This window comes from Wolbachia endosymbiont (group B) of Villa cingulata, assembly GCF_964028285.1.
GTDB lineage: Bacteria > Pseudomonadota > Alphaproteobacteria > Rickettsiales > Anaplasmataceae > Wolbachia.
In genome coordinates, this window is the sequence record NZ_OZ034766.1 from 1,360,452 (window position 1) to 1,379,978 (window position 19,527).

21 protein-coding genes, 2 tRNA genes and 1 pseudogene are annotated in these 19,527 nt (G+C 35.2%); 7 read left to right on the plus strand and 17 right to left on the minus strand.

All coding sequences use genetic code 11. The annotated features are described in order from the left end of the window. Nucleotides 1-32 precede the first annotated feature (32 nt). The 5 genes and pseudogenes from ABWU52_RS06925 to ABWU52_RS06945 form a co-directional block, all read right to left on the minus strand. Nucleotides 33-506, minus strand: a complete 474-nt coding sequence (locus ABWU52_RS06925; RefSeq protein WP_353276805.1) for an ankyrin repeat domain-containing protein — start codon at nt 504-506, stop codon at nt 33-35. A gap of 129 nt (nt 507-635) precedes the next feature. Then, nucleotides 636-1,628 carry an ankyrin repeat domain-containing protein gene (locus tag ABWU52_RS06930; protein ID WP_353276807.1) on the minus strand — a complete coding sequence of 331 codons (993 nt, stop codon included), beginning with the start codon at nt 1,626-1,628 and terminating at the stop codon, nt 636-638. Nucleotides 1,629-1,679: 51 nt separating this feature from the next. Next, nucleotides 1,680-2,855: pseudogene (locus tag ABWU52_RS06935) on the minus strand (phage portal protein). Nucleotides 2,856-3,009: 154 nt separating this feature from the next. Beyond that, on the minus strand, nt 3,010-4,254 hold the full coding sequence (gene ltrA / locus ABWU52_RS06940) for a group II intron reverse transcriptase/maturase (RefSeq protein ID WP_353276809.1): 1,245 nt from the start codon (nt 4,252-4,254) through the stop codon (nt 3,010-3,012). Nucleotides 4,255-4,306: 52 nt separating this feature from the next. Next, a complete protein-coding gene (locus tag ABWU52_RS06945; protein ID WP_019078704.1) occupies nt 4,307-4,447 on the minus strand; it encodes a hypothetical protein in 141 nt (46 codons plus the stop codon). Nucleotides 4,448-4,684: 237 nt separating this feature from the next. Between ABWU52_RS06945 and ABWU52_RS06950 the strand changes: the two genes are divergently transcribed. Together ABWU52_RS06950 and ABWU52_RS06955 are read left to right on the plus strand one after the other, a co-directional pair. Beyond that, on the plus strand, nt 4,685-4,984 hold the full coding sequence (locus ABWU52_RS06950) for a transposase (protein ID WP_064085359.1): 300 nt from the start codon (nt 4,685-4,687) through the stop codon (nt 4,982-4,984). After that, nucleotides 4,960-5,838, plus strand: a complete 879-nt coding sequence (locus ABWU52_RS06955) for an IS3 family transposase (protein WP_353277659.1) — start codon at nt 4,960-4,962, stop codon at nt 5,836-5,838. Before ABWU52_RS06950 ends, ABWU52_RS06955 begins: the two co-directional genes overlap by 25 nt. Nucleotides 5,839-5,860: 22 nt before the next feature. On the opposite strand, the gene ABWU52_RS06960 is transcribed toward ABWU52_RS06955, so the two are convergent. After that, nucleotides 5,861-6,256 (minus strand): DUF1284 domain-containing protein, encoded by a 396-nt coding sequence (locus tag ABWU52_RS06960; RefSeq protein WP_353276811.1) that lies wholly within the window; start codon nt 6,254-6,256, stop codon nt 5,861-5,863. After that, a complete protein-coding gene (locus ABWU52_RS06965) occupies nt 6,253-6,780 on the minus strand; it encodes a biotin transporter BioY (protein ID WP_353276813.1) in 528 nt (175 codons plus the stop codon). Before ABWU52_RS06965 ends, ABWU52_RS06960 begins: the two co-directional genes overlap by 4 nt. A gap of 96 nt (nt 6,781-6,876) precedes the next feature. Between ABWU52_RS06965 and ABWU52_RS06970 the strand changes: the two genes are divergently transcribed. Continuing rightward, nucleotides 6,877-7,449 (plus strand): nitroreductase family protein, encoded by a 573-nt coding sequence (locus tag ABWU52_RS06970; RefSeq protein ID WP_211907621.1) that lies wholly within the window; start codon nt 6,877-6,879, stop codon nt 7,447-7,449. Here ABWU52_RS06970 and ABWU52_RS06975 read toward each other — a convergent pair. Further along, the gene (locus tag ABWU52_RS06975) at nt 7,425-8,537 is read right to left on the minus strand and encodes a glycoside hydrolase family 5 protein (RefSeq protein ID WP_353276815.1); all 1,113 of its coding nucleotides are present in this window, start codon (nt 8,535-8,537) and stop codon (nt 7,425-7,427) included. The genes ABWU52_RS06970 and ABWU52_RS06975 overlap by 25 nt on opposite strands. A 105-nt stretch (nt 8,538-8,642) precedes the next feature. On the opposite strand from ABWU52_RS06975, the gene dapF reads away from it, so the two are divergent. Beyond that, entirely contained in the window at nt 8,643-9,437 is a 795-nt protein-coding gene (dapF, locus tag ABWU52_RS06980; RefSeq protein WP_010403976.1) for a diaminopimelate epimerase, read from the plus strand. A gap of 6 nt (nt 9,438-9,443) precedes the next feature. On the opposite strand, the gene sucD is transcribed toward dapF, so the two are convergent. The 9 genes from sucD to hemF form a co-directional block, all read right to left on the minus strand. Then, on the minus strand, nt 9,444-10,325 hold the full coding sequence (sucD, locus tag ABWU52_RS06985; protein WP_064085491.1) for a succinate--CoA ligase subunit alpha: 882 nt from the start codon (nt 10,323-10,325) through the stop codon (nt 9,444-9,446). A gap of 3 nt (nt 10,326-10,328) precedes the next feature. Beyond that, nucleotides 10,329-11,489 (minus strand): ADP-forming succinate--CoA ligase subunit beta, encoded by a 1,161-nt coding sequence (gene sucC, locus ABWU52_RS06990; protein ID WP_353276817.1) that lies wholly within the window; start codon nt 11,487-11,489, stop codon nt 10,329-10,331. Between the two features lie 30 nt (nt 11,490-11,519). Further along, on the minus strand, nt 11,520-11,720 hold the full coding sequence (rpsU, locus tag ABWU52_RS06995; protein ID WP_015588134.1) for a 30S ribosomal protein S21: 201 nt from the start codon (nt 11,718-11,720) through the stop codon (nt 11,520-11,522). Nucleotides 11,721-11,918: 198 nt separating this feature from the next. After that, a tRNA-Pro gene (locus ABWU52_RS07000) sits at nt 11,919-11,992 on the minus strand. 122 nt (nt 11,993-12,114) lie between these two features. After that, complete coding sequence (locus ABWU52_RS07005; protein ID WP_353276819.1) at nt 12,115-12,810, minus strand: 16S rRNA (uracil(1498)-N(3))-methyltransferase; 696 nt, start codon at nt 12,808-12,810, stop codon at nt 12,115-12,117. 32 nt (nt 12,811-12,842) lie between these two features. Beyond that, a tRNA-Glu gene (locus tag ABWU52_RS07010) sits at nt 12,843-12,914 on the minus strand. 60 nt (nt 12,915-12,974) lie between these two features. After that, nucleotides 12,975-13,247 (minus strand): hypothetical protein, encoded by a 273-nt coding sequence (locus ABWU52_RS07015; RefSeq protein ID WP_353276821.1) that lies wholly within the window; start codon nt 13,245-13,247, stop codon nt 12,975-12,977. Between the two features lie 121 nt (nt 13,248-13,368). Continuing rightward, a complete protein-coding gene (locus ABWU52_RS07020) occupies nt 13,369-14,112 on the minus strand; it encodes a hypothetical protein (RefSeq protein ID WP_353276822.1) in 744 nt (247 codons plus the stop codon). Between the two features lie 82 nt (nt 14,113-14,194). Then, nucleotides 14,195-15,019 carry an oxygen-dependent coproporphyrinogen oxidase gene (gene hemF, locus ABWU52_RS07025; protein WP_353276823.1) on the minus strand — a complete coding sequence of 275 codons (825 nt, stop codon included), beginning with the start codon at nt 15,017-15,019 and terminating at the stop codon, nt 14,195-14,197. Between the two features lie 159 nt (nt 15,020-15,178). Here hemF and ABWU52_RS07030 point away from each other — a divergent pair, with 159 nt between their 5' ends. From ABWU52_RS07030 to ABWU52_RS07040, 3 genes are all read left to right on the plus strand, one after another. Next, nucleotides 15,179-17,659 (plus strand): response regulator, encoded by a 2,481-nt coding sequence (locus ABWU52_RS07030; protein WP_353276825.1) that lies wholly within the window; start codon nt 15,179-15,181, stop codon nt 17,657-17,659. An 86-nt stretch (nt 17,660-17,745) separates the two neighbouring features. Beyond that, nucleotides 17,746-18,588 carry a ParA family protein gene (locus ABWU52_RS07035; protein ID WP_006014513.1) on the plus strand — a complete coding sequence of 281 codons (843 nt, stop codon included), beginning with the start codon at nt 17,746-17,748 and terminating at the stop codon, nt 18,586-18,588. Then, nucleotides 18,585-19,451 carry a ParB/RepB/Spo0J family partition protein gene (locus ABWU52_RS07040; protein WP_353276827.1) on the plus strand — a complete coding sequence of 289 codons (867 nt, stop codon included), beginning with the start codon at nt 18,585-18,587 and terminating at the stop codon, nt 19,449-19,451. Before ABWU52_RS07035 ends, ABWU52_RS07040 begins: the two co-directional genes overlap by 4 nt. The last annotated feature ends 76 nt before the right edge of the window (nt 19,452-19,527 follow it).

The window sequence follows — 19,527 nt, forward strand, 5'->3', positions numbered from 1 at the left end:
ATGTAGGATTTAAGGGACCATCTGTCTTTAAGTTAGACCTTAGTAAAAGATGTTCTAATTTCACCAATGATAAAACTGATTGTTTGTACCTGCTCAATGCTTGCGTCGCTGCAGCTTGTACTTGGACTCTCTGTCTCTCCAAGCAATAAACGTGTTATCTCCCTATAGTCTTTGAGAACAGATAAATGTAAAACAGTAACACAAGAATTACTTGATATATTAATATTTGCTCCTTTTTCAAGCAATAATTTTACCATACTTGTGTGGCCTGAATGAACAGCATTGTATAAAGGAGTATAACCGAAACGATTTTTTACATCAATAACTGCTCCTTTTTTAAGCAATAATTTCACTTGCTCTAAGCGATTTCTTTTAGCAGCGTAATGTAAAGGAGTTTCACCATTACGATCTGCTGCATTAATATTTGCTTTGCGTCTCGATGACAATTCTATATGAGGAAGAATAAATCGAGAATTACCTACTGAATTTTCTTGTTCTTGATACATAAAATACCTCTAATTTCTTACAGCTTAGTATAAATATCTACACTATATAAATATCAATTCAACGCATCACCACCGGGTAACGGTAAAAGTTTCTCCTTTTATAATGAGCATAGGCCTGTGTACATTACTCTAATTACGAGCTTGAGCAGCTGCTTGAAGTTGTTCAGCACTTGGATTATCCAAATTCTGACTTGGAAATGCCTCTATAATGTTCTTTAACTCTTTATCTGTTAAGTGATAAGTTACTTCGTCAAAAACTTGATGTAACACCCACAAATTAGAATTCTCTATAGCTGCTTTACTTTTATCTAATAAATCCCTTCTGTCCGATGCCTTATCAAATTGGCTTACTATCGTATTAACGTGTTCAGGAAATTCTGATATATATTCCAATGCGTCAGAACACCTTATTTCATCATATTCTCTCTCAGACAAATAACCTGCTAATTTATTCTCATCAGTCTCTCGCAGAAACTGATATAATGATATATTGCTGTTACTAAGCCTGACGTTCATCATCTCATTCTGATAATCATCCCAAAATTTGGACAATTCAATATTTTTGACAATACACTCTGGTTTCGTTGTGATACCACTATGTACCACAGCATATGCAATTATAGTTCTTACTACCATCGGTTTATCGCAATACCCTATTTGGTAATCATCACTAGCTACAATAGATAAAGGGGTCCTTCCTTTCTTGTCTACTGCATTAACATTTGCTCCTCTATCAAGCAGCAACCTTACTAATTCCTCCCGATTATACTTAAGTGCAAAATGTAAAGGAGTCATATCCAGATTATCTACTGCATTAACATTTGCTCCTCTATCAAGCAGCAATTCTGCTACCTCCATCTTGCCACTTTTAACTGCAGTATGTAAAGGAGTCCACTTTCGCCTTTCTACTGCATTAACATTTGCCCCTTTATTAAGCAGCAACTCTGCTACTTCCTTATGACCATACCTAACTGCAATATGTAAAGGAGTCTCCTTTTGCACAGTTGTTACTGCATTAATATTTGCTCCAGCTTCTATCAACTCCGTAACCTGCTGTATATTCTCTCCTTTAGAAGAATTCATTAATAGTTCATCCAATTCTCTTTGTTCCCTTTCATTCATAATTTACCCCACAATTTCATTGTAATTAATTTAATATGCAAAAAAATAATATCAACCCAATTTATCACCACCGGGTAACGGTTGCAAGCCAAAAGCTTCTCTTTTTTCATTGAGCGTCATAAAGCTTGCGTTTTGCACGTATTTCCACATCTTTTATCTTTTCTCCATTAGAATTTCTATCGCGTCTTTATCATATGACAAACATAAATCTTTGCCAAACTTGGGCACTAGCCAAGAATTTAAGTGACAAATAATATTTTCTAGCGTTGGTAAAATCGTCTGTTCCCAAAGGGAAAGACGTGCTTCGATCAAATTGCTATAAGTATTATCACCTGGTATGCCAAGCAACTGCGGCGGAACGCCAAAAGCTAGAGCAATATCACGAGCTGAGCTATGTTTTGACTCAATAAAATCCATATCCCTCGGTGATAAGCTCATTTCCTTCCACTCTAGGCCCCCTTCAAGCAATATAGGTCTTCCAGCATTGACAGGACCTGAGTAATGATCATTTATCTGTTCTTTTAAGCGTTGGTACTGCTCTTGACTTAAGTTTCCACCACTTCCATCCTTTTCTGATTTTACAACTATTGCACCACTTGGTCTTGCTCCATTTTGCAGCATTGCCTGATTCCAAGCACCAGCCTGATTATGCTGATCTATACTATATGCAGCTGCCTCAATTGGTGAAAGTCCATACCAATCATTCAAAGGGTTAAAGGTTTTAAGATGCAGTACTGTTGAACGCCCAGTCAATTTATCAACTTTAAAGTCATAACTGTTGTTATTTACGGTATAACGATAGGCATAAGGAACGTTACTTCTCCCCGGAACAATTTCAACTCTATCAGGGCGCAGAAGATAAAGCTCTGTTGGTTTGTTCTGCGCCTCAATCATCAATACATAAGAATTGCCATTAACTAATCGATAAGTCACAATCCCTTCAATAAATTCCGATTTTGATGTCATTGGATTAGGAGAATAAAGTAATTTTAGTAAAGGATGTGTTTTTAGTTGTAACTTTCCCTGGTCAGTAAGCTGGCAGAGAGTAAAAGGTACCGAAGATGCAGCACTTGCGATCATATTAATTGCTCGAAAGGCAATGACATTTTTTATGTAGCCTTCCTCAGCAAAACTTGCATAATCGCGCCTACTCCAACTTGGTTCCACCATTAGTTGCAAAGCAGAGTATTCATTGCTTTTCTTTCTTTGAAAAATGTTAAAATTCATATGTGCCTCCTGAAAATTTTGTTAAAAATTTGAAATTGTAGTTGAATTATATCAATTAGTGTTACAAGAATGAGGAGAGTAGACCGGCGGAACTTCCCCACCAGTCTCTCGCAGAACTGCACGGAAACCTCTCGGCTTATACAGCTCCCATTATTTAGCCTTTTGATCCTAACCCAAGTGTCCAATGATAGAAAATACTTGGAGACCTCTTTCTCACTTTTCCTAAAAATTGCTTTGCTAGTCTTCCGTGATCACGAAGTTTCTTATATTTTGTCCTGACCCATCTTATGAGGTATCTCTCTATATTCCTGAGAGATGGATACATCTCTGATTTATAAAACCTGCCATAGTACTGAAACCAGCCTCTGACTATTGGATCTATTTTCTTCGATATTTCCTCTAGTGTGGTCCATGTAATCCGATGTATTCTCCATGACTTTATGGTTTTCTTGATCTTCTTCTTGGCTTTGTTACTAATTGCAGGTAGAAATGAGATGAAATAATTCCTCATCTTATTCTTTGCTACTCTAGGTCTAAAAGTATAACCTAGAAAATCAAAGCTTTGTTTAGGAAATTGTTCTTTTCTATCATCATCCTTACTGTACACAATCTGTGTCTTTTCAGGATGTAACTTCAATTTACACTTAGCCAATCTTTCTTCAATCATTACTTTCATAAATCCTGCCTGTCTTTTAGTTCTGCAGTGCACTATCGCATCATCTACATATCTTTCAAATGGTACTGTTGGATAATTTTGTTTCATCCACATATCAAACGCATGGTGCATAAATATGCTTGAAATGATTGGGCTTATTGAACCTCCTTGCGGAACTCCTTTATCCCTTGTTACCCTACTGCCATCTGCTTGCTGAATGGGGGCTTTCATCCACCTCTCAACATACAGTATGACCCATTTGCAGTCTGTGTGTTTCTTGATAGCCTGCAGTGCTAAATCGTGGTCCAGATTGTCGAAAAACCCAGATATATCAAGATCTACCGTCCAATCATTTTTCCAACATCTCTTCCGTGCTGTGTATACCGCATCCAGCGCAGACTTATTTGGTCTATAACCATATGAATCTTCGTGAAATTTCGGTTCTACTAACGGCTCAAGATACATTGTAGCTGCTGTTTGCGCTATCCTGTCGAATACTGAAGGCACACATAAAATTCTTTGCCCTCCTGTATCTTTTGGTATCGCAACAGCTTTTACCGGCTCTGGAAAATAACTTCCGGATGACATCCGATTCCATAATTTGTATAGATTATCCTTTAGATTTTCTTCAAACTTTGTTATCGAGACCTCATCTACACCTGCTGCACCTTTATTTTTCGATACTTGTTTATAAGCTCTCCAAATAAGTTGCTTCGGTATATCAAAAGACTTTGTTTCATTCATTAACTCCTCCCTTTCGGTTGATAAATAATTAAAACTAAATAACTTAGCCCCTTCACTCCATTTCCATTACAGAAACTTCTTCGCTACTACGAGCTAATCCGCCCCTGTTTTTCGCATCGGTACTCTCATCCTCAGAGATCAGCTCTTTGGACTTCTCCCTTTTCATCGAAACGACAGGTTCCCGTAGTTCCATGCAATAGCCTAAAATAGATTCACGCCACTTTTATGCCGGACGCCACCTACCCAGTAAACAAGCTCCCAGTAGATTCATCCCAGGTTAACGACTACCCCCTGGTTTTGACGTCGTCTCTACGCTTTCGACACTTCATCAGTGGTTCACTTGCGTTCGTCTGACCTTACCCAGAAAAAGTAGACAGAAAGTTAAGACGTTTTTGAAGTAAAATAAAACGTTTTTTCAAAGAGGTGTGGTATGACAAAAAGAAAAGAATATACAGCAGAATTCAAAATTGAAGCTATAAGACTAGTAAAAGAAACAGGTCAATCATCAGCAAAAATAGCAAGAGATTTGGGTATTAGCGGTGATTCATTAAGCAGATGGGTAAAAACATACAATGATAGAATGTCTGGAGTAGATGCGTTTCCAGGAAAAGGGAAAGTAGCTCATTGTGACAAAGAAAAGTTTGATTTAAAGAAAGAGCTGGCAAGAGTAACGAGGGAAAGAGACATTTTAAAAAAAGCCCTGGGATATTTTGCAAACCAAAAAGAGTAAAATATTCTTTTATAAAAGAACATAAAAAATGCTATAAAATACGGGAATCATGCAGATTTTTGAACGTATCTGCTTGTGGTTATTATAAATGGATTACTAAGGAAAAAAACAACAAAAAATCAATAAGAGAAGAGCTCATACAAGATATTCAGAAGGTATATCGAGCATCACAATGCAGATACGGAGCTCCTAAAATTCACGCTGAATTAAAGGCTTTAGGTAAAAATTATAACATCAAAACAGTGCAAAATGTTATGCAGAAAAATGGCATTCAAGCTAAGCTTAGACGAAAGTTTAAAAGTAAAAAACCACAAATAGACAATAGAGTTATAACTCCTAACATATTAAATCAGAATTTCATCGCTGATCAACCTAACAAGATATGGGTAACTGATATTACGTACATAAAAACTAATGAAGGATGGTTATATTTGGCAGCAATAATAGATTTATATTCACGCATGGTGATTGGCTGGTCAATGAGTAATGCAGTAAATAGGCAATTAGTTATAGATGCGTTATTCATGGCTATTGGTAGGCGCAAATCTGCTAAAAATCTACTATTTCATAGCGATCAAGGATCGCAATACACCTCTAAAAATTATCAATTTTTACTAAGTACAAAAAATATTACTTCTAGTATGAGTCACAAAGGTTGTTGTTATGATAATGCTGTTTCAGAGAGCTTTTTTAGTTCACTTAAGAGAGAGTTACTCATTGATACTTCACAACACTCTGCACAACAAGCTAAAACCGCAATATTTGAATATATAGAAATTTTTTATAATAAACAGCGTAGACATTCTACTATTAACTATTGCATTCCTGAGCTTTTTGATTCATCATTCTCATAGCAAAAACGTCTTAACTTTCTGTCTACTTTTTCTGGGTAAGGTCACTTCTACACATTCCATATGGTTGCCAATTACACTCCTCACATGCGTAGTCAAATTTCTCTAAAGACATTTTCTTTCTAATTCTTTTGACTGCTTCACTCCAGGTCAAAATCTCGCCAATTTTTATTCCTAAAATTTCCATATGCCTTCTATCTAGCTCTAAAACTTTAGCTTGTGTGGTACATTTACCTTGTTTAGTCTGGTTTGGGCAAACACTGCAAATAGTGTCAAGATTATCAACTACTTCGATTTTAGTATTAGGATCACTAATTACTTTACTTGCTATCTTTTTGTAATTTTCTACAAAGCTCTGAGAATATCCATACCCTTGAAATGCAAGAGTGCACATAAAATGATGAGGACAAAACCTTATCACTTTTTCAAATACTGCAAAGCTGCTACAAGTAGAAAAATTTTTACCAAACCAGGAAGGATGAATGGTAAAACACCTACCATTATTGCTTGTTTCAGACCCACGTAAATAGTAAGGCAACTAATACCACAAATAAAGATTACGACTGTACCCGCCAGACAACTTAAAGAATTACACATAAATGATTTATATTTAGAGTTCAGTAATTCATTTACTCTGCTCATTACTACAACAGCAACTAAACAGCCAATCAAATATCCACCTGTTGGCCCGAGAAAAATGTGATGACCACCAGAAAAATTCGCAAAAACAGGAAATCCTGCTGCACCAAGTGATAGATATGTAAGCACAGAATAGAATGCTGTTCTGCGGTTAAATTTAAGCCCAACAAGCATTAATCCTAAAGTTTGCAATGTGATAGGCACAGGCTGCAATGGTATGCTTATTTGAGCCATCAAGAATAAAAGTAAAACACAAGACAATATTTCAGCCAGTGTTGACCTACTGCTTGATTGTGTTATAAACATATCTTCCCAATAAAAATAACTTACTAAATGTAATATATGTGTATAAGAGGTTTTGCAATTTAAATTTTGCTTATATTGCGCTACAATGAATTATTTATGCACTATTTAAAAATGATGAGTAAACAAGATCTATTATCGTTGATGAAAGAAAGACACAGCGGACGTTCATACGATCCTACAAGAGCAATATCTCAGAAAGAAATGGATATTTTAATAGAAGCTGTAAGGCTAACACCCTCGTGTTTTGGTGATGAACCTTGGCGATATGTGATATGCAACAAACAGAACAATCAAAGCGCATGGAAAAAATTGCTCGGTTGCCTTGATGAATCTAATCAAAAGTGGGCAAAAGATGCACAAATACTAATTATATCTCTAAGCGCTAAGAACTTCCGTAAACAAGGTAAAGGAGAAAATTTTTGGGCTAAGCATGATACTGGTGCAGCAAATTATGCACTTATGCTGCAGGCTGCAGCTATGAACTTAATGGCTCATCAAATGGGTGGATTTGATAGAGATAAAATAGTTAAGAGATTCAATATACCTGATGATTTTAATGTAATGTCAGTGATAGCAGTTGGTTACGAAAAAGAGGGTGCTGAAGTCAAAGAAAAACAAAGAAGATCAATAAAAGAAATATTCTTTTATGACGAATGGCCAGCGAGCTGACTTGACCATTCTTCTCTTAATATCTTAAAAATTGAATTATTTGGCAAATAATTTTTTTTCATCCTACCCTCTTCAATTGCTTGCCAATCTTTCCACGATAATTTCTTACTTCCAAGTTCATAGTCCATACCATCCCATATATCTTCTCGAAAGCCATAAACAGCAAAATGCCAATTATATTCATTAAAAATAGAAGTAAGATCTCGAAAATAGTGCTCTAATCCTTTTGAGCAGCGGTGCCCGCCAAACTCTCCAGCAAGGATCTTATAATCTGGTATATTATACCTCTTTTGGAAAATTTTTACAGGTTCTATATATGATTTTAACTTATCTTTATTCCAATACTCTACTTTTTTTGCATCAAAAGATTGAACATGTCCAGGGTAGGCGAAGTTACCTTGGTTTAATTTTAAGTTTGTATAAGCAAAGGGCTCATATATATGAAATGAATAAAGAACATTTTTATCACTAACTGGTTCAAATTTGTTAAAAGTATTAGAGTCAGCATAACTGCTGCTATCAAGTATTATTGGGGTCTCTGAGTCAACTTGGCGGATACTGTTTACCACGCTGCTATAAAAGCCAAATAGATTCTTCTGAACTTTGCTTTGTTCTACGTTATAAATAGCCGAATCTGCAGTATTATAAAGCCTTTCTGGATGTGGTTCATTTAAGATATTATATCCAACAATAGCAGGATGATCTTTAAGCTCTTTCGCAAGATCTTGCCAAAATTTTGCTGCTTGTTTTTGAAAAGCTTGATCTGACCATAAACGTAAATCATCTTTATCGTTATTATTTTGCTTCCATCTAGATCCAGGTAAGCTAAGCATCGTTAACACTACTGGTATTTTTTGTTGATGAAAAGCATCTAAAACATCTTTCAGAACTTTCAGGTCTTTGGAAATCAGGCCCGGATAATTGTCTGCATTGCCTAAGAGGAAGTCACGTTGCGTAGTTTCAAATTTGTCAGGAGCAAGACGAATAAAACCAATTTTGTATTCCTTTGCTGCTTTGATTAAGTCACTATCAACTTTTCTATTGAAAACATTTGCTCCCTTTCTAACTCCAGTTTGCCAAAAGAGCATTTTGCTGTTCTCCGGTATTGACTTAGCACTCACATTACAGAAAACTATAGAATACAAAACAGCTGTAATTAGAAGAAAAATTTTCACTTATATAATTTTGCTATAATGGTAAGTAACCTAACAGACAAGATCCCGTTTGTAAAGATGCACGGTACTGGCAATAGTTTTGTTATCATAGACTCACGTTCAGCAAATAATTTAGACTGGAATTATAGACAAATTGCTGATCAAGGCAGTTGTGATCAAGTGATAATTATAACAATGTCTAATGCTGCAAACTGCTTTATGCATATCTACAATGCTGACGGTAGTCGAGCTGAAATGTGTGGAAACGCAGCACGCTGTGTTGGATATTTGATAATGTTAGAAAAAGGTACTGAATATATCACTATTGAGCTGATAAATAATCGTATCTTAGAATGTTTTAAAGTAGGTGATAAATCAATAAAGGTCAATATGGGTAAACCACTGCTTAAATGGAATGAAATTCCTCTTTCTTGTGAATGCGATCCCCTTTATCTACCTATAGAGCTTGAAATGCTGAAAGAGCCAGTTGCAGTAAATATTGGTAACCCTCATATAGTTTTTTTTGTTGATAACATAAGCGAAATACCATTGCAGAATTTAGGACCAAAGCTAGAAAATCACGAATTATTTCCTCAGAAAACAAATGTTAGTATTGCACAAATAGAAAAATCTGGAGAAATAAACTTAAGAGTTTGGGAAAGAGGAACAGGTATTACTGCTTCATGTGGTAGTGCGGCTTGTGCAGCATTTGTTGCATCTATACTTCGTAAGTGTTTGGCTACTAAACAAACTTCAGTGCATTTACCAGGAGGTCAGTTACTGATTGAGTGGTCAAAAAATATACTGATGACTGGGGATATAGGGTTTTTATGACCTAGGCTAGGCACTGACACTCATTACTTCTAACACCTTTTTACCAATCACAGCAGGGGTTTCTGCAATCGCAATCCCAGCACTGCGCATAACCTCTAACTTTGCACCAGCACTTCCGCCACTAGAGGAGATAATAGCCCCAGCGTGCCCCATACGTCTTCCTGGAGGTGCTGTTTGACCTGCTACAAAACCAACGATTGGCTTTTTAGTTTTTTCTGTTTTCACAAAATGTGATACATCCTCTTCTTCGTTTCCACCTATTTCACCAATAACTACAATACCATGAGTGTCATCATCTTTTAAAAACAACTCCATACAATCAACAAACGTCATACCATGAACAGGATCCCCTCCAATTCCTATACATGTTGACTGACCAAGACCAACAGCGGTTGTTTGTGCTACCGCTTCATAAGTTAAAGTTCCAGAGCGAGACATAATTCCTATATGTCCACGTCTGTGAATATGTCCTGGCATAATTCCTATTTTGCATTCTTCGGGTGTAATAACCCCTGGACAGTTTGGGCCAATCAATCGACTGTTTGAACCAGCGAGAGCGTGCTTTACCTTTACCATGTCAAGTATAGGAATGCCCTCTGTGATGCAAACTATTAATTCTATCTCTGCATCTATTGCCTCAAGTATTGCATCAGCTGCAAATTTAGCAGGTACATATATCACAGTAGCATTCACGTCAGTTTTTTCTTTAGCTTCTGCTACGGTATTAAAAACTGGTAAATTAAGGTGAGTGCTTCCACCCTTGCTAGGAGTTACACCGCCAACCATTTTGGTTCCATAGCTAATTGCTTGTTCTGAATGAAATGTACCTTGTGCACCAGTAAAGCCCTGACATATTAATCTTGTATCTTTATTTACTAAAACAGACATACTCTACTTCACCTCTTGTACTATTTTCTGTGCAGCCTCGTCAAGTTCGTCTGCAGCAATAATATTTAGCCCTGACTCTTCTAAAATTCTTTTTCCTTCTTTGAAGTTAGTGCCTGATAATCTAACCACTAAAGGGACCTTAATATCTATTTCTTTTGCAGCTTCAACTACTCCATTTGCAATGATATCACAACGCATTATACCGCCAAATATATTAACCAAAATTCCTTGTACATTACTATCAGATAATATAATTTTAAATGCTTCAGTGACAGTTTCCTTACTTGCTCCACCACCAACATCTAGAAAGTTAGCAGGCTCTGCTCCATAGTACTTTATTATATCCATTGTTGCCATAGCAAGACCTGCACCGTTCACCATGCAACCAATATTGCCATCCATTTTTATATAACTGAGACCATGCTTTGAAGCTTCTATTTCTTCTTTGACTTCTTCATCGTAATCACGTAGGCTCACGATTTCTGAATGACGGTATAGAGCATTGTCATCAAAATTAATTTTAGCATCAAGTGCAATAAAATCTCCAGCATTCGTTTCAACTAGTGGATTAATTTCTATCTGGCTCGCATCAGTTGTAATAAACGCATCATATATATTTTTTGCAATATTCGTTACCTTTCCTATTTGTTCTGAACTCAGATTAAAGCTATTGCAAAGCTTATTGTTATCAAGACCTGTAAAACCAGTAGCAGGGTCAATATTAAAATTCACAATCTTTGTAGGAGAATTTTTTGCCACTTCTTCGATATCCATTCCACCTTCTGAAGAAAATATAAATACTAGCCTGCTAAGCTTTGGATCGACTACTAGACTCAAATAGTACTCTTTTTTAATGCTTGAACCTTCTTCAATGTATACTCTCTTTACCTGCTGTCCGCTTGGCCCTGTTTGATGAGTAACTAAAGTTATGCCAAGCATGTCCTTTACAAGTTGTTGAGCTTCTTTAGTTGACTTTGCTAGCTTTACGCCACCAGCCTTACCCCTACCACCTGCATGAATCTGAGCTTTAACCACAAACACGTCAGATTTTAGTTGATTTATTTGAGTTTCTACTTCTTCTGCAGATGTAGCAACAAAACCCTTTGGTACCGGGACATTAAACTTGTGTAAAATTTCCTTTGCTTGATATTCGTGAATATTCATAAGATAACTAATTATTAACCTTAGTAAAAGCTACCAACCATAACGCTGTCTTCTGCATTCTTGCTGATACCTCTTTTTCCTTGCTTCAGCTTTTTTTTTAGCTGTTTTCTCTGATTTCTTTTCGTGATATTTTTTTTTCATTTTGAGCCCTCTTCCTTCCTTTTGAATTATTTTTTTCAACACTGGAAGAGCTCTATCTACATCACCATAATGGACTGATACTTCAATCAAACTCTATACCTCCTTCGGTAATCACTTCAAAATCCATTTATAAATTAGAAAATTAACATTGTCAATTATTTTATAAACTTGAGCGATAGAATATGATATGCAGTGATTTATATGAAAAAAGCTTCATTCTGCTGTCAATCATTTACTTGCTGATAAAAATTGCTCTTAGGTTACAGTGCTCTTGTAATTTTTCTAATCTCGGGGCGGAGAGATTTGAACTCCCGACCCTTTGGTCCCAAACCAAATGCGCTACCAGGCTGCGCTACGCCCCGACTTCTTTACTAAGAGTATCGATAGTTCGAAAAAATGCAAGTTTCATTTATTTCTTTTAGGAAAAATATAATGCAGATTTCTTTATATAGAGTGTCAAGTTGCACTAGCCATATTAAAAAATCTAGCTATACCAATTGGTGAAGGTTAATGCAGCAACTACAGCAGTATCAACTCTCAAAATTCTTTTTCCTAGACTCAGTTTCTGACAAAATTTATTGGCAGAATCAAGTTCGCAAGATGAAAAACCACCTTCGGGGCCAACAATAATAGCAACGTTTTTCTTGCCTTTTAGAACTTTATTAGGAGGTTGTCCTTCACCTGTTTCATCACACAAAACAAAATTTTTATTCTGAGAATCGGATAATTCACAAAAATTAATAGGAAGAAAAATCTGTGGTATACTTGTCCTACCGGATTGTTCCGCAGCTTCAATTGCCTGTAATTTCGCTCTACTTAGGTTAATGTTTTTTACTACTGTACGTTCTGTTGAAATAAATTGAATGCAGGTTACTCCCATTTCAGTTGCTTGTCTTACTATGTTGCTTAAGGCGCCGCTTTTTACCAGAGCACAATACAAATATAGATCTTTTTCATGTTGTTGTTGTTTAGTGCGTTCTTTTATTATAATTTTTGTCGATTTACTTGATATATTCACTACTTCTCCTAACCATTCTCCATCCTTTCCATTAAAAAGATAGATGTTATCATGCTTCTTAAGCCGCATTACATTGTAAATATAGTGACTTTGTCGTGGATGAAGCGCCAAATTTACGTTTTGTGATAAAGCTTCTTCAACATAAAGCCTAATTTTTTTCATTCAAAACTTTAGTTATTTGCATTCTGTTTGAGTGACTCTTACGGGATTTGAACCCGTGTTACCACCGTGAAAGGGTGGTGTCCTAACCACTAGACGAAAGAGTCAACTTGAATCTAACTGAGTTATATCGATTATACATATAAAGTCAATTCAATTATTTTGAATCACATAGTTAGAGTAGTGATTTTATATCGACAGCCTCCTATTACCCCATGTTCAATGCTTACTGAACCTATCTCAGATTTAGGAGCTTTAGATCCTAATTCTAATTTTTGTTCAACTTTTGTATCTGAATCATAGCCAGAATCGTATCCAGAATCTCTACGCTCAAAATTTTGCCTTATTTCTTTTACGTTAAAGCCAGCCTTGGTCTTGATTTGCTGACTCGCTGGCTTATTAGCACTTTGCTCATTTAGTTTTACTTGCAAATTATTCACTTTATCCTGCACTAATCCATGATAAGTCCCAGAATTATTTTTATATGTTTTGCTTGTCTTTCTGATCTCTTTTTCGATAAATCTACCTTAGCATAAATAGGCTCTGGTTGCTCTTTATGATTTAAGCTAGTGGGCTTTTTTGCTCTGAGAAATCATCTACATCTTCATAAATAGGTTCTCCTGATATACTAGAACAACCACTATCTTTCAATGATAAATTTTCAGTAGATCTTTTATGCAAATCATATACTTCAGCATAAATGGATTCTTCCGATACGCTCAACTCTTCTAATGAGTTACTAACCTTAGCGTCATATACCTCATCATAAATGGGCTCTTTTAAAAGTAAAATATCATCATGCTCAAAAATTCTAGGAGGTTTTTTAGGTGAGTTGGCCTTAAATTTTAGCTCTACTTCCTCTTTAAGCTTGTCACAACTTTCCGTTTGTTTCAAAATCTCCAATATTTCTTTTCTTTCTTTTTTTATTAGCTCACCAAGCACTAAACAACATTTTTCTTTACGATCTTTGAGACTGTCCTTCTCTCCGTACTGCATAGCTTCTGATGCTATTTTATATTGAAGGATTACATTTCCTATACTATTATTTATTTCATTAATATTTTCTCCAGCACTAATAAGTAACGTCATTACATTATGATCAAGATTTGTTACTGCATACTCTAAAGCTCGATTTAAAGTTTGATCATTATTCAAGTCAAATGACCCCTTGTTCCTAAAAGGATTAATTCTAGAAAAGAGTTTTTCAAAGCTGTTTACTATATTATGAAGACTTAAAGCTAGCCTCACGCCTCTTATATTGCTATTTCTAGCGGATTTAATTAAAAAACTATCTACTATACCCATGATTGTACCCCTCTATACAAAAGCTCACCATTGTGGTACAATTTTAAACTATAACGATTTACTTTATATTAATAACCGCTTTTCACACCCACTTAACAAGAGGCGGCATCGACATCATAATTGCATCGGGGTTACCATTAGTCATTAAACCAAACCTTGTACCACGATCATAAAGAAGATTGAACTCCACATATCTGCCACGTTTTATCAATTGTTCTTCTCGTTGTTCTTTTGTCCAAGATTTTTGCATATGTTTGTGTATGATGTGTAAGTAAATTTCTAAAAAGGCTTCACCTACTGCTTTTGTGAACTCAAAATCATTTTTCCAGTTGCCAGAAGTTAGATTGTCATAAAAAATTCCACCAATACCACGTGGCTCTTTTCTATGTTGTAAAAAAAAGTAATCATCACATTGCTTTTTAAATTTCGGATAATATTCGATGTTGAACTCATCGCAAGTTGCTTTAATTGATTCGTGAATATACTTGCAATCTCCCTCATCTTTATAAATTGGAGTAAAGTCCATTCCTCCACCAAACCATTGTTTTGAGGTATATATCAGCCTTGTGTTCATATGTGCTGCAGGGATAAGGGGAGATTGCATGTGAGACACTAAAGATATACCGCTTGCCCAAAACTCTCCATTGCTTTCACTTGCACCAGGAATTTCATTAATGGCTGAGTTTTCGAGCTTTCCGTATACTCTTGAAACGTTTACTCCAACTTTTTCAAAAATATTACCAAAGATAATTGTAGATTCACCACTTCCTCCACCTGGTCGGCTCCACTTTCTTTTTTCGATTTTTGGTTGTGTGAATGACTGTACCTCAATTGATAAGAAAGATTCGGTGATCTTGTTTCTCAGTGCGCAGAACCATTCAAACGCTTGTGTCTTTTGTTTTTCCATAATGCCTTCTGTTGGCTTATTAATATTATTGTACTCTATATTTACAGGACTTAATTAGATTGGGATAGTAACTACCCATCAAGGATGTTAATAAATCTATAATAATTAAATCAATATAGTAGAATATTTTTATATGTGCAAGGATGCCAAGCAATAATAATGAGTAAAAGATACATAGATAACAAAAAAGAGAACAGAGTTGACTTCATACTAAGAAATTATGGGGTGTCAATTATTGTGATGGCAGTCATTATGTTCTTACCTCCAATAGCAATATCAGTACTCTATTTTTCTAATGTATATAGTCAGCATGTTAATATAGAGATTAATTTATTAATTAGCATTCTAATGACTCTCTTTGTGGTATATAATATAAAACGTTACAAGTATCTACTTAATATCATAGAGTTTCAAAATGCAATATTTGCAAATGCGCTGAATCATAATACAGAGTTTTGTCTCATTTTACATAAAGATGAGGGTATTATTTATGCTGATGCGAGGTTCTACGAAAGGTTTAAAGATCACATAAACGATGATGTTACGCTAGATAAAATTCTTGAAGCAGGAGATGTGTCAGAAAAAGACAGAAAATCACTCTATCATGCGTTAAGAAATAACACTTCTGTAAAAGTATGCATTTCCTTAAGCAAGAAGAGTAGAATATCTAACTTTCTTTTGCTCTCTGAACCAATACCGGATAATCCACAAATTGCTATAAATAGTAATAAGACTTTAAATTTATCATTAGCCCCAATAGCAAGACCGAATGGGTATTTTGTACTGAAGGCAACACAGGTAAACAAAGAGCAGGTATATGAAGAGTTGATAGAGAAACACAATATAGCAACTTACGTTGCAAATACAAAAGGAGGTATCTTATCTGTAAATAAAAGATTTTTAGACATGTTTGAACTAAAAAAATTGGAAAAAGGTAGCTCAATCAATGATTTTATATCTCAATCTAAGTATGACGATACAATAACCAAAAATGAAATTATGTTTTTTACTATAAGCGGTGCTCCATTTAAGGCTTATATGAGTACTGCTATATTTTGTGATAAATACAATCATAGCTATATACACGGCTTTATAACACCAACTGAATCAAATATTGTTGATTATCAACTACACCCTTGTTTTACAAATTCGTCAATTGCTATTGCACAATGCGACATAAATGGCAATTTTATAAAGAAAAATATAGCATTAGTAAAACTTGCGGGGTCAAATAATGGTTCTATCTTTGCATTGATATCAGATGGTTATCATATGAAAGTGCGTGAATATTTTTCAAGTAATAGGATAAATAATGCGTCCTTTGATGTGCAGCTCAATGGCGGTAATAACATGAAAATATATTTTAATAAGTTTCTTCATAATAAAGTGATGTTCATACTTTGTTATTTTATTGATAATACTGAACGTAAAAAACTAGAGATAAAACTTGAGCATTATCAAAAGGTGCAAGCTATAGGGCAATTAGCAGGTGGTATTGCACATGATTTCAATAATATATTAACCGGAATAATAGGATTTTGTGATTTGCTTTTACTCCAGCACTCAGCTAGCGATCCATCTTTTGGAGATATAATACAGATACAGCAAAATGCAAAACGTGGGTCAAATTTAGTAAGACAACTGCTTGCTTTTTCAAGAAGACAGACTTTGCAGCCAAAGATTATTAATGTAAATGGTACGATAGCTAATCTTTATGAAATGATCAAAAGATTAATAGGTGAAAATATAAAATTTAATATTTATTATGGTAGCGATTTGGGTGCTGTTAGGGCTGATCAAGGACAATTAGAGCAAGTTATGCTTAACTTAGCAGTTAATGCTGGTGCTGCTATGGAAAAGGGGGGAGAGTTAACTATACGAACCTTTAATCAAAAGGTTGATTCATTAAATTCTACACCTCAGGATATGTTTTCTCCAGATAAGGAAACGATTGAACATGGGAATTATGTTGTGATTGAAGTGATTGATACTGGATGTGGAATGACGAGTGATATAATTGAAAAGGCATTTGATCCATTTTTTTCTACCAAAGATATTACTTCTGGTACAGGTCTCGGCCTCTCTACTGTATATGGCATTATTAAACAAACCGAAGGATACATCTATGTTGCTAGCAAAGTAAATCATGGAACTAAATTTAGCATATTTTTGCCCATAGTTTACATATCGGATGAAAATGATAAAGAGGAAGATAGTAAAGAAATAGAGAAACCGGTAGAGATTAAAGGTAATGGTATAATTTTATTAATTGAAGATGAAGATTCAGTAAGGGAATTTACTGCTAAGGCTCTTACAAGAAAAGGATTTAATGTAATAGAAGCGAGTATAGGCAGCGAAGCACTAGAGATCATTAGAAAAAAAAATCAACACATAGATCTAATAATCACTGATGTAATCATGCCAGAGGTGAGTGGTCCAGAAATAGTTAAAGAAACATTGATACATAGGCCAAACATCAAAGTTATTTTTATTTCTGGGTATGCAGAGGATGCTTTTTTAAAGAGCGATGAAATCAATATAGAAGACTTCCATTTTTTACCCAAACCATTTACTCTGAATGAATTAGGAAATAAGGTTCAAAGTGTGTTACACAAGACAAAAAAAGGCAGTTTACTTTGAGCATGATTGGCAACAAAAAAATTTTTCTAATGCAAAAATTTCTTGCATATATACAATAGAGTTATTTTATACATAAGATAAAAGGCGTGAGCAAGATCATTGCAATAGTAAATCAAAAGGGTGGAGTTGGTAAAACTACAACTAGTATAAATTTATCAACAGCCTTTGCTGCTGTGGGAAAAAGTACTTTACTGGTAGATCTTGACCCTCAAGGAAATGCTAGTACAGGACTTGGGATTTCTTATCGTAGCAGGGAAGAAAAAAATATATATAAAATACTGCTGAGCAGCGAAAGTGAATTGGTGGAATCGGCAATTTTCAATATAAAGGAAATTCCAAATCTATCGCTGATTTCATCAGTGGTTGACTTATCAGCTGCAGAAATTGAGCTATCACAACTTGAGCAGGGAAAATTCGTACTAAAAGATACGCTAGAGAAAGTACGTAATAATTATGAGTACATAATTATCGATTGTCCTCCATCACTTGGTCTGCTTACTATCAATGCTCTGACCGCTGCTGACTCGATTATTGTTCCTCTTCAGTGTGAATTTTTCGCTCTGGAAGGATTGAGCCATTTAGTTAAGACTGTAGAGCTGATAAAAAGAAATAACCTAAACCCTTTCCTGTTAATAGAAGGAATATTGCTCACAATGTATGACAGACGCAACAAACTTAGTGAGCAGATTAAAAATGATATTTGCCAATATTTAAATGATAAAGTATATAAAACTATTATCCCCTTGTATGAGACCATTATTCCACGTAATGTACGGTTATCAGAAGCGCCTTCTCATGGAAAACCTGCTATTGTATATGATCTTAAGTGTCCTGGTGCACAAGCATATATAAGTTTGGCAAAAGAAATTTTAAAGAAACACATGAGCATCTGTAAAGAGAAAAAGCTGATAAGTGAGGGTGCAGCGTGAAGGACAATAGGCGCTTAGGTAGAGGTCTTGCTGGCCTCATAGGCGATAATTATGGTAATAAAGAAGATCGGTTACCTATTTCATTACTACACCCGAGCAAATTTCAGCCGAGAAAATATTTTGATGAGGAGTCATTAAAAGAACTTGCAGGTTCGATAGAGAAAAATGGTATAATACAACCTGTTGTGGTGCGCAAAGATCCAAATAATGAAGGTTATGAAATAGTAGCAGGGGAACGTCGTTGGCGAGCAAGTAAGGTCATAAATCTTGATAGTGTGCCGGTTATCATAAAAGATTTAAATGACAAGGAATGCTTAGAAGTATCGATAATTGAAAACATACAGAGGCAAGATATTAATCCAATAGAAGAAGGTGAGGCGTACAGAAAACTAATAGATGAATTCTCCTATACACACGAAGAATTAGCCTTAACTTTAGGTAAAAGCCGCAGTCACATAACCAATATGATACGAATGCTGTCACTCCCTAATGGAGTAAAAACAATGATCAACGAGAAAAAATTGTCTATGGGTCATGCAAGAGCATTGATTAATGTTGAAAATGCGGAAAGTATTTCAGAAAGAATAGTTTCTCAGGGCCTGAGCGTTAGACGAACTGAAAAATTGATAAAAGACTTACAACAAAATAACGACCGAAAAGAGCATAAGTGTACTAAAAATCAAGATATGGCAGCATTAGAAGGAGCTATATCTTCTCAGCTTGGTTTAAAGATCAAAATTAATGACAGTAATTCTAAGGGTAAAGTCATGATACGTTATAACAACGCAAATGAATTGGATTTTATATTGAAAATTTTGAATAGAAGACTTGAATCAGCTATTAATGTCGAAAGTAGCTCATAGAAATTTCTTAACAAACCTTCCCACTTTCCTTGCAATGGAAGTGAAATGGTGGAGTTTGTCAAGTAAGTTATTTCGT

Bases quoted from the DNA above. Each gene is read 5' to 3' on its own strand.
- sucD (WP_064085491.1), bottom strand. From the start codon at position 10,325: ATGTCTGTTTTAGTAAATAAAGATACAAGATTAATATGTCAGGGCTTT.
- ABWU52_RS06965 (WP_353276813.1), bottom strand. From the start codon at position 6,780: ATGTTTATAACACAATCAAGCAGTAGGTCAACACTGGCTGAAATATTG.
- sucC (WP_353276817.1), bottom strand. From the start codon at position 11,489: ATGAATATTCACGAATATCAAGCAAAGGAAATTTTACACAAGTTTAAT.
- ABWU52_RS07030 (WP_353276825.1), top strand. From the start codon at position 15,179: ATGAGTAAAAGATACATAGATAACAAAAAAGAGAACAGAGTTGACTTC.
- ABWU52_RS06950 (WP_064085359.1), top strand. From the start codon at position 4,685: ATGACAAAAAGAAAAGAATATACAGCAGAATTCAAAATTGAAGCTATA.
- ABWU52_RS07020 (WP_353276822.1), bottom strand. From the start codon at position 14,112: ATGGGTATAGTAGATAGTTTTTTAATTAAATCCGCTAGAAATAGCAAT.
- ABWU52_RS06970 (WP_211907621.1), top strand. From the start codon at position 6,877: ATGCACTATTTAAAAATGATGAGTAAACAAGATCTATTATCGTTGATG.
- ABWU52_RS07005 (WP_353276819.1), bottom strand. From the start codon at position 12,810: ATGAAAAAAATTAGGCTTTATGTTGAAGAAGCTTTATCACAAAACGTA.
- ABWU52_RS06975 (WP_353276815.1), bottom strand. From the start codon at position 8,537: ATGCTCTTTTGGCAAACTGGAGTTAGAAAGGGAGCAAATGTTTTCAAT.
- ABWU52_RS06945 (WP_019078704.1), bottom strand. From the start codon at position 4,447: ATGGAACTACGGGAACCTGTCGTTTCGATGAAAAGGGAGAAGTCCAAA.
- dapF (WP_010403976.1), top strand. From the start codon at position 8,643: ATGGTAAGTAACCTAACAGACAAGATCCCGTTTGTAAAGATGCACGGT.
- ltrA (WP_353276809.1), bottom strand. From the start codon at position 4,254: ATGAATGAAACAAAGTCTTTTGATATACCGAAGCAACTTATTTGGAGA.
- ABWU52_RS06930 (WP_353276807.1), bottom strand. From the start codon at position 1,628: ATGAATGAAAGGGAACAAAGAGAATTGGATGAACTATTAATGAATTCT.
- hemF (WP_353276823.1), bottom strand. From the start codon at position 15,019: ATGGAAAAACAAAAGACACAAGCGTTTGAATGGTTCTGCGCACTGAGA.
- ABWU52_RS06925 (WP_353276805.1), bottom strand. From the start codon at position 506: ATGTATCAAGAACAAGAAAATTCAGTAGGTAATTCTCGATTTATTCTT.